We start from the raw sequence: 13,516 nt of genomic DNA, 5'->3' as shown, positions 1-13,516 counted from the left end.
CGGTAGGCGACAGGCGGAAGCCCGGTGGCTTCCCGCTGCCGATTATTCGGGCCACCCCCCGAAACATAAGGCCGATAAAGCGCTGCTTTCCCACCCATTTCCCGGCGATCGCCCGCGCCGCGCCGCCCTAGCATTCAGGCCATGGACCTCCGCCTCTCTCCCGTCACCGCCCCGATCACCGCCCGCCCGGCCGGCCCGGCCCGCGCCGCGCAGTCCCCGCAGGACAGCGGCTTCGCCGGTGCGCTGTCGGGCGCGCTCAACGCCGTCAGCGCCTCGCAGAACGAGGCCACGCGGCTGCAGCGCGAGGTGCAGATGGAGAACCCGGCCGTCAGCCTGGAAGAGACCATGGTCGCGATCCAGAAGGCCCAGATCGGCTTCCAGGCCACGCTGCATGTGCGCAACCGGATGGTGCAGGCTTATTCCGACATCATGAATATGCAGGTCTGACCCCCCGAAGCGCCTTCGGCGCCTCCCCCCAGGGGGCGACACCAGCAGCCCGGCGAAGCCGGTTCTGCGGTGTCTCTGGAATGGGAGCGCGCTGGAAGCGCTGCTGGAAACGACAAGGGCGCCTTCTGGCGCCCTTGTCGTTGGTGTCTTCAGCCTGTGCTCAGTGAATGACCTGCAGCTTGCCGTCGAGCAGCTGGTCGAACTGCGACAGCCAGGGTTCGGCCAGGGTGCGGATCTCGGCGTCGTGGCGCAGGATGCGCTGCATCACGCGCATCTTCTCGGCGCGGTCTTCGCGGGGGAGTTCTTCGGTGCGGGCCTTGAAGCGCAACTGCTCGATCAGCACCGCACAAACACCTTCGCAGCGCACGACCGCATCCCAGTCCTCGCGGCGCGCGGCCTCGAGCATCTGGCGGCTCGCTTCCTCGATGGCCGTGTAGTAGTTGAGCAAGCGGTCCTGCATGACAAAAGACTCCGTGCGAAGCTGCAGCCGCATCATGCCGGCTGGACGCTGCGCTGACGACCCATTTCCTTCCAGCCTTCGGCGACCGGCGTGACAAGGCGCACGACTTCGGCCAATGCCTCGCCGTCGTTGCGCAGGTTGGCATGGGTCAGCCGCTCGATGCAGTAGTCGTACAGCGCGCGCAGCTGGCTGGCCAGCGCGCCGCCGCGCGCCATGTCCAGGCCGCCCTTGAGGCCTTCCTCGAGCAGGCGCACCGCGCGCTGGATCTGCTCGCCCTTCAACGCCACCTCGCCGCGCGTCAACGCACCGCGTGCCGCATTGACGGCCTGCAGCAGGCCATCGAACACCAGCACGATGAGCTGGTGCGCATCGGCACCGTCGACGCTGGACTGGGCGCCGACCGTCTTGTAGGCCGAGGCTGCGCGGAGGTGGGGAGGGGTGTACATGGCGATGTGTCCTTTGCGGTTCTTGTCTTTGTTATCGGCATCGGGCGAGGAAAATCAACGGCCTTTTGTCCTTTTCAGGGCTTTCAGCTCGTGGATTTGTTCCATTGCGCGATCTGCTGCGCCACGTAGGTGTTGAGTGCGGTGAGCTTGCTCATCTGCGTGTCGAGCGCGGTGTACTGCTTGCGCAGCCGGGTCTCGGTGAGGCTCAGCCGGTCACTCACGCGCTCCTGGTCCTTGGTGTTGGCCTTCTTCTGCACGTCGAGCGCATCGGTCTTGACGGTCAGCGTGCCGTCGGCACCGATGGCAGCCTGGGTGAAGGCCGCGAAGCGCGTGGCGAAACCCGTGGCGCTCGGGTCGGCACCGGCTTCGGCCGAGAAGAACTGCTTCACCGCATCGGGGTTCTTGAGCGCCTTGTCGAGCTTGACGGTGTCGACCGAGAGGTTGCCCGCACCGTCACGCGCGATGGACACGCCCACATCCGACAGGTACTGCAGCGCGCCGCCGCCCGAGGGCGAGCCGACCAGGCTGCGCAGCGCGGCCTGCAGGCCGGTGGTGGTGGCGTCGCCCTGCAGCAGCGCGGCGGTCTTGGTCGCCGCGTCGTACTTGGTCGCGCTGTTGAGCATCTGGTTCATCGCGTTGTAGGCGGTCACGAAGGTGTTGATCGCGGTGCGCATGCCGCTGGTGTCGGTCGTCGCCGTGATCTCCACCGGCCCGGTCGTGACCTGCGACAGCGTGAGCGTCAGGCCCGGCAGGGTCTCGGCCAGCGTGTTGCTCGCCGACTCGATCTCGACGCCATTGATCGCGGCCTTGGCGTTCTGGCCGTACTGGACGGGGTTGGCCGCCATCCCGGCAGCGGCCGCAGGATTGTCGAAGGTCAGCGCATCCAGGCCGACGCTGTCGTCGCTCGCCGTCACGCGAAAGCCCGTGGCCTCGCCGGTGACGCTCGAACGCATCATGAGCCGGTCCCCCGAGACGTCCTTGAGCACGGTGGCGGTCACGCCGGCACCGGCCTTGTTGATCTTGGAGGCGATGTCGGCCATCGTGTCCGTGGCGGCGATGTCGACCGACACGGCGGTGGTTGCACCCTGCGCGAAGGCCGGCGTGGCGCCGGCGCTCCAGGTGCCCAGCGAGAAGGTCAGCGTACCGCTGCCCACGGTCGCGCCGTTGGCCACGGGGGCCGAGGAGATGGATTGGGTGCGCGCCAGCTGCGAGACGGTCACGCTGAACGAGCTCACCGACGCATTGGTGCCATTGGCCACCGTGGCCGACACCGCCGCGGCGTTGCTGGAGCTGACCGTCTTGGCGTTCCAGGTCGAGGCCTTCGACAAGGCCGTCACCGCATCGGACAGGGTCGAGAGCTGCGACTTCACCGTGCCGAAGGCCGAGATCTTGCTGTCGATCGTGCTGGCCTTGGTCTGCAGCGAAGTCAGCGGCTTCTTCTCGAGCGCCATCAGCTGCGTGATGATGTTCTCGACCTCGAGCCCGCTGCCCAGGCCTGTCGATGTGATTGCCATTGGTGTTCTCCGTGTACGCGCCAAGCGAAAAGGCGGCGAACGGAATTGTCCGTTCGCCGCCCTGGAGTGAAACGCTCAGGAAGCCCGCGAAGAGCCCCCTGTTCACGCCTTATCGGCGATCAGCGCAGCAGCGACATCACGGTCTGCGGCAGCTGGTTGGCCTGGGCCACCATCGCGGTGCCGGCCTGCTGCAGGATCTGCGAGCGCGACAGGTTGGCGGTTTCGGCCGCGAAGTCCGCGTCCTGGATGCGGCTGCGCGAGGCGGTCAGGTTTTCAGCCGTGGTCGCGAGGTTCGACACCACCGATTCGAAACGGTTCTGGATGGCACCGAGGTCGGCGCGCGAGGAGTTCACCGACTTCAGTGCGGCGTCCATGGCCAGCAGCGCATTGTCGGCACCGGCTTGGGTAGAAATGTCCACGCCGCCGATGCCGGTCTGCGGGGTGCCGGCCACCACGGTGGCCGCGCCGTTCGTCGTGCCGGCGGTCACGCCGCCGACGTTGACGAGGTTGGAGATCGTCAGCGTCGCATCGGTCGAGGTGATCTTGCCGTCGGCGGCCATCGACACGTTGGCCAATGCGCTGGGGTTGGCCGCCTTGGCCGCATCGAAGTAGGTCTTCAGCGCGGTGGCCGCACCGGCCGCATCGGCCTGGCCCGGGGCAGCGATGTTCACGCCGTTGATCGACATCGAGAACGAGCTGCCAGGCGCGGTGGCGACCGCCGAAGCAGTGGTTTGCGTATAGGTGGTTGTGGCACCCGAGGTCCAGCTGCCGAGGCTGGCCGTGGTCGAGTTGGCGATGCCGGCGATGGAAATGGTCTCGCCCTGGTTCGCGCCGACCTGGAAGCTCTGTGCCGTGAAGCTGCCATCCAGCAGCTTGGTGCCGTTGAACGAGGTTTGCGTTGCCACGCGGTCGATTTCGCTCTTGAGCTGGATCACTTCCTTCTGCAGCGCGGCCCGGTCGTCGGTCGAGTTCGTGGCATTGCGCGACTGCACCGCCAGTTCGCGGATGCGCTGCAGGTTGTTGCCGATGGTGCCCAGTGCGCCTTCAGCGGTCTGCGCCAGCGAGATGCCGTCGTTGGCATTGCGGCCGGCCTGGGTCAGGCCCTTGATCTGCGCGGTCATGCGTTCCGAGATGGCGAGGCCGGCGGCGTCGTCCTTGGCGCTGTTGATGCGCAGGCCCGACGACAGGCGCTGCATCGAGGTGGCCAGCGAGTTCTGGCTGCTCATCAGGTTGCGCTGGGCGTTGAGGGAGCTGATGTTGGTGTTGATGATCGAAGCCATGATGGAAACTCCTGAAGAAGAACGTTGAGTTGCGGCATCGCTGCCAATGCCAGTCGATGACACTGGCCGCCGGTCGAACCGCGTTGTGTGGCCCGATGGGTGGTTTTCGGGTGCTTGAGGCCTGCGCTTGAGGCTTTTATTTTTTGCATTCCACCCTCAAGAAATCGGCGGTGCGGTATCGGGGGCGCTCAACGTCATCGGCTCGCCGCCGGGTCGTGCGCGTTGGCGGCTCGCAACAGGCTGCGACAGGGCTGTAACAAAGTCACGAAAACCGACCTCGCAACGCAGGGATCGCCGCCCTACAGCCTCGCAGGCATGCCCTGTCGACCCGGAAAATAGTGAATACCTAGGATTGCTTTCACTTTTTCATCGCCGAAGAAAAAGTAGTTCTTTAGCGTTTAAAAGACTGAAATGCATACTTCTGACGTAGGAATTTCCCTTGCAAGGCTGTCAGCGAAAAAACATCTGTTTACAGAAATTTACCTATTAAAGATTTTGTTACTCCCTCCAGAATCGAGCCCATCGAATGACTGGGCCCCGGGCCTGAAAAGGGATGCAGATGACGAGCGAACAGATGCTGGCGGAGATCAAGGAAGCCAACCTCACCTACCTGATGCTGGCGCAGAACCTGATCCGGCAGGACAAGGCCCAGGCCCTGTTCCGGCTCGGCATCTCGGAAGAATCCGCCGAGCTGATCGAGATGCTGTCGCCGGCGCAGGTCATGAAGCTGGCCTCCGACACCATGCTGCTGTGCCGCTTCCGCGCCGGCGACGACATGGTGTGGAACCTGCTCACCAACCAGACCGTGGCCACGCGCACGGTCAACGAATCGACCACGCGGCTGCACGCCAGCATCCTGATGTCGAGCCGCTTCGCCGAGACGGCGTTCTGACCACCGCCACCGAAAGCAAGACGCCGCGCACATGGCCACGCAAAAAAGCATTCGCAACGAGTCGCGCCAGATCGAGCGCGCCGTCAGCCTGATCGAGATGGGCGCCCGCCTGCAGGTGCTGGAAAGCGAGACCGAGCTTTCCTACGAACGCCTGCTGCGCCTCTACAAGGAAGTCGCGGGCAAGTCGCCGTCGAAGGGCCAGCTGCCCTTCTCGACCGACTGGTTCCTGACCTGGCAGCCGAACATCCATGCCTCGCTGTTCCAGAACATCTACACGCACCTGATGAAGACCAGCCCGCTCGAGCCCATCGACGCGCTGATCAAGGCCTTCCAGCTCTACACCGAGCAGATCCAGACCTGCGGGCTCGAACCGCAGTTGTCGATCACGCGCGCCTGGCGCCTGGTCCGCTTCATGGAGAACAAGATGCTCGCGATGACGCCCTGCTCCAAGTGCGGCGGCCATTTCGTGACCGAGCCCTACGAGAACACGCGCCACTTCGTGTGCGGCCTGTGCGAGCCGCCGGCACGCGCCGGCAAGGGCGCCGCCGCCGCCAGCGCGCCGCTTCAGTGAGGCGCCGCTAAGAAAGGAATAAGGGCCCTTCGAGGGCCCTTATTCATGGACCGTCCACCCGCTTCCCCAGGCCCAATGGGGGCCATTGAATCCCAGACCGCGCCATGTTCGTCATCATCGGTTACCTCGTCGCCCTCGGCTGCATCTTCGGTGGATACATCATCCACGGGGGCAACATCGACGTGGTGCTGCACGCCCTGCCGATCGAGCTGATGGTGATCGGCGGCGGCGCCCTCGGCGCCTTCGTGGTGAACAACCAGCCCAAGGTGCTCAAGGGCACGCTGAAGATGCTGCCGCAGGCCTTCAAGGGTTCGAAGTACACCAAGGCGCGCTACCTCGAGCTGATGGCGCTGCTCTACGACATCCTGCAGAAGGCGCGCAAGGACGGCCTGATGTCGATCGAGAAGGACGTCGAGTCGCCGGCCGAATCGCCGCTGTTCCAGAAGTACCCGAAGCTGGGCAGCGACCACCACATCGTCGAGTTCATGACCGACTACCTGCGCATGATGGTGTCGGGCAACCTCAACGCGCACGAGATCGAGTCGCTGATGGAAAGCGAGATCGAGACCCACCACGCCGAATCGCATGCGCCGGTGGCCGCCATCGCGCGCCTGGCCGGCGGCCTGCCGGCCTTCGGCATCGTGGCGGCCGTGCTGGGCGTGGTCAACACCATGGGTTCGGTGGGCCAGCCGCCCGCGGTGCTGGGCGCGATGATCGGCTCGGCGCTGGTCGGCACCTTCCTGGGCATCCTGCTGGCCTACGGCATCGTCGAGCCGCTGGGCGGCCTGCTCGAGCAGAAGGCCGAGGACGGCACCAAGGAACTGCAGTGCATCAAGAGCACGCTGCTCGCGAGCATGCAGGGCTACAACCCGACGACCGCGATCGAGTTCGGGCGCAAGGTGCTGTTCACGACGGAGCGCCCCAGCTTCACCGAGCTGGAAACGTACGTCAAAAAGAAGTGATGACCTGACATGGCGACGTCGCAAGGCAGCAAGAAGCTGCAGCCCATCATCATCAAGCGGGTCAAGAAGGTCTCGCACGGCCACCATGGCGGCGCCTGGAAGATCGCGTACGCGGACTTCGTGACGGCCATGATGGCCTTCTTCCTGCTGATGTGGCTGCTGGGCTCGACCGCCAAGGGCGACCTGCAGGGCATCGCCTCGTACTTCCATTCGCCGCTCAAGGTCGAGATGGCGGGCGGTCCCGGTTCGGGCAGCAGCGCGAGCATCGTGACCGGCGGCGGCAAGGACCTGACGCGCACCAACGGCCAGGTCAAGCAGTCGGACGCGCCGGGCAAGCAGACCTCCACCCTGGCGCAGGACAGCCAGAAGATCGAGCAGGCGCGCCAGGACGCGCGCCGCATGTCGGCGCTGCGCGCCAAGATCGAGGCGCTGATCGAGGCCAACCCCAAGCTGCGCGACTACCGCTCGCAGATCCGGCTGCAGGTCACGGTCGACGGGCTGGAGATCCAGATCGTCGACGAGCAGAACCGCCCGATGTTCGACAGCGGCAGCGCGCTGGTGAAGCCCTACATGCGCGACATCCTCCACGAGATCGGCACCGCGCTCAACGGCATCGAGAACCGCGTGAGCCTGGCCGGCCACACCGACGCCGCGCCCTACGGCAACGGCGACCGCGGCTACGGCAACTGGGAGCTCTCGGCCGACCGCGCCAACGCCTCGCGGCGCGAGCTGGTGGGCGCGGGCATGCCCGACGACAAGCTGGTGCGCGTGGTCGGCCTCGCGGCCAGCGACCTGCTCGACAAGGACAACAGGCTCGCGCCCATCAACCGCCGCATCAGCGTGACGGTGCTCACGCGCGAGGCCGAGTCGCGGCTGTTCGGCGGCGGGCGCATCGAAGGCAACGACGCGGTGAAGGCGATCCAGGAACAGATCGCGCGCGACGCGAAGACGCCCGCGGCGCAGTGAAACACGCCGCTTTCCCCCGCCTTATCGCGCTTTAGATTCCGCCTGCGCTGCGGACAATCCTTGGCAACGCACGACGCACCGCCATGGAATCCAGCAGCCAGGACCGCCAACTCCCCGCCACCCAGCGCAAGCTGGACCAGGCGCGCAAGGACGGCGAGGCCGCGCGCTCGCGCGACCTCTCGCACCTGGCGGTGGTGGGCACCGGCGCGGTGGCCCTGCTGCTGCTGGCGCCCACGGGCTTCGAGCAGCTGCGCGCGGCGCTGGCGCTGGCGCTGGTGTTCGACCACGCGACGCTGACCGAGCCCGGCGCGATGCTCCAGCGCCTGGGCAGCTTCGCCGGCCTGGGCCTGCTGCTGTGCACCGCCTTCGCGGCCATCGTGGTCACGGCCGCGGTGGTGAGCGCGATCGCCGCGGGCGGCTGGGTGGCCAGCACCAAATCGATCACGCCGGACTTCAACCGGCTGAATCCGCTCTCGGGCCTGTCCAACCTGTTCACCAAGCAGCAGCTGTTCAACGTCGCCAAGCTGGTGTTTCTTTCGGCGCTGATGGCCTTCGTGGGCTGGCTGTTCATCAGCCACTCGCTCGACACCATCGCGCGGCTGGTGCTGCAGCCCTCGCCCTCGGCGCTGCGCGCGCTGGGCGACTGGCTGGTCTCGGGCCTGAGCCTGGTGCTGCTAGTGGTGTTCGCGACCGCCGTGGTCGACGTGCCGCTGCAGGCCTTCTTCCACCGCGCCAAGCTCAAGATGTCGCACCAGGAGATCAAGCAGGAGCACAAGGAATCCGACGGCGACCCGCACACCAAGGGCCGCCAGCGCAGCACCGCGCGCGAGATCTCGCAGCGCGCCAGCATCACGGCCGTGCCGCGCGCCGACTTCATCCTGATGAACCCGACCCACTTCGCGGTGGCGCTGCGCTACGACGAGGCGACGATGAGCGCGCCGCAGGTGATCTCCAAGGGCGCCGACGTGCTGGCCATGAAGATCCGCGAGATCGCCAACGAACACAGGATCCCGGTGGTGCAGTCGCCCATGCTGGCGCGCGCGCTGTACGCGCATGCCGAGATCGACCAGGCCATTCCGGCCAGCCTGTTCACCGCGGTGGCGCAGGTGCTGGCCTATGTCTACCGCCTCAAGGCCGCGCTGCGCGGTGAAGGCCCGATGCCCAAGGCCGTGCCCGATCCCGAGGTGCCGCCCGAACTCGATCCGCTGAACAAGAAGAAGCCCGCCCCATGACCCCGACCCTCGCCTCCGCCCGCCACTGGCTGGGCACGAACGGCGGCGTGTTCCAGCGCGCCGCCGCACCGCTGCTGGTGATCGCGATCCTGGCGCTGATGGTGCTGCCGATTCCGCCCTGGCTGCTCGACGGCTTCTTCACGCTCAACATCGCGGTCGCGCTGATGGTGATGATGGTCGCGGCCTACATGGTGCGGCCGCTGGACTTCGCCGCCTTCCCCAGCGTGCTGCTGCTGACCACGCTGATGCGGCTGTCGCTCAACGTGGCCTCCACCCGCGTGGTGCTGCTCGAGGGCCACACCGGCCCGGGCGCGGCCGGCGCGGTGATCGAGGCCTTCGGCCACTTCCTGATCGGCGGCAACTTCGCGGTGGGCCTGATCGTGTTCGCGATCCTGGTGGTGATCAACTTCGTGGTCGTGACCAAGGGCTCGGAGCGCATCGCCGAAGTGTCGGCGCGCTTCACGCTCGACGCGATGCCGGGCAAGCAGATGGCGGTCGATGCCGACCTCAACTCGGGCAACATCGACGAGAAGGAAGCCCGCCGCCGGCGCGCCGAAGTCGCGGAAGAAGCCAACTTCTTCGGCTCGATGGACGGCGCCTCGAAGTTCGTGCGCGGCGACGCCATCGCCGGCATCCTGATCCTGGTCATCAGCATCGTGGGCGGCTTCGCCATCGGCGTGCTGCAGCACGGCCTGTCGCCCGGCAAGGCCGCCGACACCTACGTGCTGCTGGCCGTGGGCGATGCCCTGGTGGCGCAGATCCCCGGGCTGCTGATCTCGGTGGCCGCGGCGATGGTGATCTCGCGCGTGGGCCGCGAGGAGGACGTGGGCAAGCAGATCGTGCAGCAGCTGCTGACCTCGCCGCGCGTGCTGGGCCTGACGGCCGGCATCCTCGGCCTGCTGGGCATCGTGCCGGGCATGCCGCACGTGGTGTTCCTGGGCATGGCCGCGCTGCTGGGCTATGGCGCCTGGAGCATCCACCGGCGGCCCGCGCCGGTCGAGGCCGCGGCGGTCCACGCGGCCCCCGCGCCCGATGCCGAAGCCACCTGGGACGACCTGCAGCCGGTCGACCTGCTGGGCCTGGAGCTGGGCTACCGCCTGATCGCGCTGGTCGACAAGAACCGCCAGGGCGACCTGCTCACGCGCATCAAGGGCGTGCGCCGCAAGTTCGCGCAAGAGGTGGGCTTCCTGCCTCCGGCCGTGCACGTGCGCGACAACCTCGAGCTCAAGCCCAGCGGCTACCGCGTGACCCTGCGCGGCGTGGTGGTGGCCGAGGGCGAGGCCTTTCCGGGCATGTACCTGGCGATCAATCCGGGTGGCCTGACCACGCCGCTGATCGGCACGCCGACCACCGACCCGGCCTTCGGCCTGCCCGCGCACTGGATCGAGGAACGCCAGAAGGAAGCCGCACAAATGGGCGGTTTCACGGTCGTTGATTCGGAGACCGTGATGGCGACCCACCTGTCACATTTGATGCAGGTGCAGGCCGCAAAACTGCTGAGCCGCACCGAGACACAACAACTGGTGGAACACGTGAGCAAGCTGGCGCCCAAACTGATCGAGGAAGTCGTGCCCAAGCTGGTGCCGATCGCCACCTTCCAGAAGGTGCTGCAGCTGCTGCTGGACGAATCCGTGAACATCCGCGACATCCGCACCATCGTCGAGACGCTGGCCGAGCACGCAGGCAGCACCACCGACCCGCAGGAACTCGCGCGCCGCGTGCGCACCGCGCTGGCGCCGGCCATCGTGCAGCAGATATACGGCCCGGTGAAGGAGCTCGACGTGATCGCCATCGAACCCGGCTTCGAACGACTGCTGATGCAGGCACTGGGCAATGCGCAGGCGCCCTCGCTCGACCCGGGCGTGGCCGAGGTCTTCACGCGCACCGCGGCCGAGGTCGCGCTCAAGCAGGAAGAGAAAGGCGTGCCCGCCTGCCTGCTGGTGCCCGACGCGATCCGCAGCACCATCGCGCGCCTGGTCAAGCGCGCGGCGCCGCGGCTGCAGGTGCTGGCGCACAGCGAGATCCCTGAAACCCACACGATCCGCATCGGGCCGATCCTGCGTGGCGCTGGCGCATGACCGCCATGGACACCACACCCGATCGCACCGACACCCCACCTTTGCAGACCGCTGGCGCCGCAACACGCCGCACGGAGGACCCATCCATGAGCCGCATGAACATCCAGCGCTTCCACGCCCCGACCGCCCGCGAGGCCCTGGCCCTGGCACGCGCCGCCTTCGGCGACGCGACGCTGATCCTGTCGAACCGCCAGGTGCCGACCGGCGTCGAGGTGATGGCCGCGACCGAAGAGGCGCTGGCACCGCTGGAGACGCCCATCGAGGCCCCGGTGGCCGAAGCCGCGGCCACGGCCGAGGCCGCGCCGACGCCGGTGGCGGAAGACGGCGTGCAGGCCGACGTCGAACAGCTGGCGATGAGCACGCTGTCCTTCCAGGACTATGTGCGCGAGCGCATGCTGCGCCGCCAGCACGGCCAGCCGGCGCCGGCCGCCGTGCCGCGCGAAGACAGGCCCTTGCCCGCGCCGCGTGCCGCCGTCGCCGCGCCGCTGGCCGTTGCGGTGCCGGCACCGATCGAAGCGCCCGCCGCGCCCGTCGCCGCACCGGCGGCCCCCGACACGTCGCGTGTCGTGCTCGACGAGCTCGACAGCCTCAAGCGTCTGATGGAGGAGCGCTTCAATACGCTGGCCTGGCTGGGCCAGGCGCGGCAGGACCCGATCCACTCCAACCTGATGCTCAAGCTGGTGCGCGCGGGCTACTCGCCCACGCTCGCCCGCTCGGTGCTCGAGCCCATTGCCTGCGGCATCGACGTCGGCGACACGGTGCGCGCGGTGATGGACGCGCTGCAGCGCATGCTGCCCATCGTGGCCGATGCGCCGACGATTCCCGAGGAAGGCGGCGTGTTCGCGCTGATCGGCGCCACCGGCGTCGGCAAGACCACCACCATCGCCAAGCTGGCGGCGCAGTGCGCACGCCAGCACGGCACCAGCAGCGTGGGCCTGATCACGCTCGACACCCACCGCGCCGGCGCGCACGAACAGTTGCGCGCCTATGGCCGCGGCCTGGGCGTGGTGGCGCACCTCGCGCACGACCGCGCCGCACTGCAGGAGATGCTGGGCCTGTTGTCGGGCAAGCGCCTGGTGCTGATCGACACGGCCGGCATCGCGCCGCGCGACCTGCGCCGCCGCGAGCTGCTCGACCTGCTGGACCTGCCCGCGATCCAGCGCGTGCTGGTGCTCAACGCCGGCGCGCACGGCGACACGCTCGACGACATCGCGACCGCCTTCAAGCCGGGCGGCACGCAGCAGGCCGTGCTGACCAAGATCGACGAGGCCTCCAAGCTCGGCCCGGCACTCGACGTGCTGATCCGCCACCAGTTCCAGCTGCGCGGCGTGGGCGACGGCCAGCGCATTCCCGAGGACTGGCAGGCGCCCGACGCCGAGGCGCTGGTGCGCAGCTCGATGCGCGCGGCGCAGCGCTCGCCCTTCGACCCGCGCACCGCCGACATGGACTTCTTCTTCTCGCCTGCCGCATGCGCCGTGTGAGGCCCGCGGCCCGGAGCTGAACCGACCATGCATGCAGCCACTTTCTCTGCACAGATGTACACACCACGCGGCCATCTCGACCGGGATGCGCTGATCAAGCAATACGTGCCGCTGGTGCAGCGGCTGGCGCATCACATGATCGCCAAGCTGCCACCCAACGTGGAGGTCGACGACCTGATCCAGGTCGGCATGATCGGGCTGGCCGATGCGCTCTCGCGCTACGAGGCCAGCCAGGGCGTGCAGTTCGAGACCTTCGCCACGCAGCGTATCCGCGGTGCGATGCTCGATGAGCTGCGCGAAGGCGACTGGCTCTCACGCGGCTCGCGCAAGAGCCAGAAGGACATCGAGAAGGCGGTGCACCGGCTCGAACACCGGCTGGGCCGCGCGCCGGTCGAGTCCGAGATCGCGGCCGAACTCAAGATGCCGCTGGCCGACTACCAGTCGCTGCTGGGGCGGGTGCGCGGCACGCAGCTGGTGTACCTGGAGGACATGGGCGGCGGCACCGACGGCGACGACGAAGGCTTTCTCGAACGCCACGCCAACGTGGCCGACGCCGAGGCCGATCCGCTGAGCCTGCTCAAGGACCAGCGCCTGCGCGCCGCGCTGGTGGCGGCCATCGAGGCCCTGCCCGAGCGCGAGCGCTTCATCATGGGCATGTACTACGAGCAGGACATGAACCTCAAGGAGATCGCGGCGGTGCTGGGCGTGACCGAATCACGCGTGTGCCAGCTGCACAGCCAGTCGATCGCACGGCTGCGCGCCAAGATGCGATCACACTGAAAGCACTGGGGCGAGGCCTTCGGACGACGATCGGAAGATCGTCGCTGCGTTCAGTGGCCCAGTGCCATGCCTCGCGCGTTGGGCATCGAATAGGTGGGGCTGGGCGCCGGACGCACCAGCGAGGCCAACAGGCGATCGACCGACGCGCTGCGCCGGGCCAGGCCCTCGCGCTGCAGCGCCAGGCGGCGGGCCACGGCCTCGATGCGGCCGCGGAAGCCGGTGTCGAAGGCCTCGGCCGAGAGCGCGGCCTGCAGCGCGCCCGAGAAGGCGATCGCCGCGCGGCGCACGCCGGCGCAGAGCTCGCCCATGCGCGAAGGATCGCTGTCGAGCAGCGCGGCATCGACGGCGTCGAGCTGCTGCTCGACGTCGCTCAGCAGCAGTTCCACGGATTCACGGGTGTCGGGCAT

14 protein-coding genes are annotated in these 13,516 nt (G+C 67.7%); 9 read left to right on the top strand and 5 right to left on the bottom strand.

From position 1 onward, the window contains the following. Positions 1-141 precede the first annotated feature (141 nt). Positions 142-447 carry a flagellar hook-basal body complex protein FliE gene (gene fliE, locus A9977_RS29415; protein ID WP_183028347.1) on the top strand — a complete coding sequence of 102 codons (306 nt, stop codon included), beginning with the start codon at positions 142-144 and terminating at the stop codon, positions 445-447. 160 nt (positions 448-607) lie between these two features. On the opposite strand, the gene A9977_RS29410 is transcribed toward fliE, so the two are convergent. From A9977_RS29410 to A9977_RS29395, 4 genes are all read right to left on the bottom strand, one after another. Further along, complete coding sequence (locus tag A9977_RS29410) at positions 608-907, bottom strand: flagellar protein FliT (protein ID WP_183028346.1); 300 nt, start codon at positions 905-907, stop codon at positions 608-610. 32 nt (positions 908-939) lie between these two features. Continuing rightward, positions 940-1,353 (bottom strand): flagellar export chaperone FliS, encoded by a 414-nt coding sequence (gene fliS / locus A9977_RS29405; protein WP_183028345.1) that lies wholly within the window; start codon positions 1,351-1,353, stop codon positions 940-942. Between the two features lie 83 nt (positions 1,354-1,436). Then, the gene (gene fliD, locus A9977_RS29400) at positions 1,437-2,867 is read right to left on the bottom strand and encodes a flagellar filament capping protein FliD (RefSeq protein WP_183028344.1); all 1,431 of its coding nucleotides are present in this window, start codon (positions 2,865-2,867) and stop codon (positions 1,437-1,439) included. Positions 2,868-2,986: 119 nt separating this feature from the next. Next, the gene (locus A9977_RS29395; RefSeq protein ID WP_183028343.1) at positions 2,987-4,147 is read right to left on the bottom strand and encodes a flagellin; all 1,161 of its coding nucleotides are present in this window, start codon (positions 4,145-4,147) and stop codon (positions 2,987-2,989) included. Between the two features lie 559 nt (positions 4,148-4,706). Between A9977_RS29395 and flhD the strand changes: the two genes are divergently transcribed. From flhD to A9977_RS29355, 8 genes are all read left to right on the top strand, one after another. After that, complete coding sequence (gene flhD, locus A9977_RS29390) at positions 4,707-5,039, top strand: flagellar transcriptional regulator FlhD (RefSeq protein ID WP_183028342.1); 333 nt, start codon at positions 4,707-4,709, stop codon at positions 5,037-5,039. 31 nt (positions 5,040-5,070) lie between these two features. After that, positions 5,071-5,610 carry a flagellar transcriptional regulator FlhC gene (flhC, locus tag A9977_RS29385; protein WP_183028341.1) on the top strand — a complete coding sequence of 180 codons (540 nt, stop codon included), beginning with the start codon at positions 5,071-5,073 and terminating at the stop codon, positions 5,608-5,610. A 104-nt stretch (positions 5,611-5,714) separates the two neighbouring features. After that, complete coding sequence (gene motA / locus A9977_RS29380) at positions 5,715-6,572, top strand: flagellar motor stator protein MotA (protein ID WP_183028340.1); 858 nt, start codon at positions 5,715-5,717, stop codon at positions 6,570-6,572. Positions 6,573-6,581: 9 nt separating this feature from the next. Then, the gene (gene motB, locus A9977_RS29375; protein WP_183028339.1) at positions 6,582-7,538 is read left to right on the top strand and encodes a flagellar motor protein MotB; all 957 of its coding nucleotides are present in this window, start codon (positions 6,582-6,584) and stop codon (positions 7,536-7,538) included. Between the two features lie 83 nt (positions 7,539-7,621). Next, a complete protein-coding gene (locus A9977_RS29370; protein WP_183028338.1) occupies positions 7,622-8,770 on the top strand; it encodes a flagellar biosynthesis protein FlhB in 1,149 nt (382 codons plus the stop codon). Continuing rightward, complete coding sequence (gene flhA / locus A9977_RS29365) at positions 8,767-10,848, top strand: flagellar biosynthesis protein FlhA (RefSeq protein ID WP_183028337.1); 2,082 nt, start codon at positions 8,767-8,769, stop codon at positions 10,846-10,848. Before A9977_RS29370 ends, flhA begins: the two co-directional genes overlap by 4 nt. Positions 10,849-10,943: 95 nt before the next feature. Next, a complete protein-coding gene (gene flhF / locus A9977_RS29360; protein WP_183028383.1) occupies positions 10,944-12,329 on the top strand; it encodes a flagellar biosynthesis protein FlhF in 1,386 nt (461 codons plus the stop codon). A gap of 54 nt (positions 12,330-12,383) precedes the next feature. Then, on the top strand, positions 12,384-13,109 hold the full coding sequence (locus A9977_RS29355; RefSeq protein WP_183028382.1) for an RNA polymerase sigma factor FliA: 726 nt from the start codon (positions 12,384-12,386) through the stop codon (positions 13,107-13,109). Positions 13,110-13,159: 50 nt separating this feature from the next. On the opposite strand, the gene A9977_RS29350 is transcribed toward A9977_RS29355, so the two are convergent. Beyond that, positions 13,160-13,516 carry a hypothetical protein gene (locus tag A9977_RS29350; RefSeq protein WP_183028336.1) on the bottom strand — a complete coding sequence of 119 codons (357 nt, stop codon included), beginning with the start codon at positions 13,514-13,516 and terminating at the stop codon, positions 13,160-13,162.

Source organism: Variovorax sp. UMC13 (genome assembly GCF_014170375.1).
Taxonomy (GTDB): Bacteria; Pseudomonadota; Gammaproteobacteria; order Burkholderiales; family Burkholderiaceae_C; genus Variovorax.
This window is presented reverse-complemented; position numbering and strand designations above follow the sequence as displayed.

Excerpts from the sequence above, each read along its gene's own strand:
- fliE (WP_183028347.1), top strand. The coding sequence starts at position 142 with ATGGACCTCCGCCTCTCTCCCGTCACCGCCCCGATCACCGCCCGCCCG.
- A9977_RS29410 (WP_183028346.1), bottom strand. The coding sequence starts at position 907 with ATGCAGGACCGCTTGCTCAACTACTACACGGCCATCGAGGAAGCGAGC.
- fliS (WP_183028345.1), bottom strand. The coding sequence starts at position 1,353 with ATGTACACCCCTCCCCACCTCCGCGCAGCCTCGGCCTACAAGACGGTC.
- fliD (WP_183028344.1), bottom strand. The coding sequence starts at position 2,867 with ATGGCAATCACATCGACAGGCCTGGGCAGCGGGCTCGAGGTCGAGAAC.
- A9977_RS29395 (WP_183028343.1), bottom strand. The coding sequence starts at position 4,147 with ATGGCTTCGATCATCAACACCAACATCAGCTCCCTCAACGCCCAGCGC.
- flhD (WP_183028342.1), top strand. The coding sequence starts at position 4,707 with ATGACGAGCGAACAGATGCTGGCGGAGATCAAGGAAGCCAACCTCACC.
- flhC (WP_183028341.1), top strand. The coding sequence starts at position 5,071 with ATGGCCACGCAAAAAAGCATTCGCAACGAGTCGCGCCAGATCGAGCGC.
- motA (WP_183028340.1), top strand. The coding sequence starts at position 5,715 with ATGTTCGTCATCATCGGTTACCTCGTCGCCCTCGGCTGCATCTTCGGT.
- motB (WP_183028339.1), top strand. The coding sequence starts at position 6,582 with ATGGCGACGTCGCAAGGCAGCAAGAAGCTGCAGCCCATCATCATCAAG.
- A9977_RS29370 (WP_183028338.1), top strand. The coding sequence starts at position 7,622 with ATGGAATCCAGCAGCCAGGACCGCCAACTCCCCGCCACCCAGCGCAAG.
- flhA (WP_183028337.1), top strand. The coding sequence starts at position 8,767 with ATGACCCCGACCCTCGCCTCCGCCCGCCACTGGCTGGGCACGAACGGC.
- flhF (WP_183028383.1), top strand. The coding sequence starts at position 10,944 with ATGAACATCCAGCGCTTCCACGCCCCGACCGCCCGCGAGGCCCTGGCC.
- A9977_RS29355 (WP_183028382.1), top strand. The coding sequence starts at position 12,384 with ATGTACACACCACGCGGCCATCTCGACCGGGATGCGCTGATCAAGCAA.
- A9977_RS29350 (WP_183028336.1), bottom strand. The coding sequence starts at position 13,516 with ATGCCCGACACCCGTGAATCCGTGGAACTGCTGCTGAGCGACGTCGAG.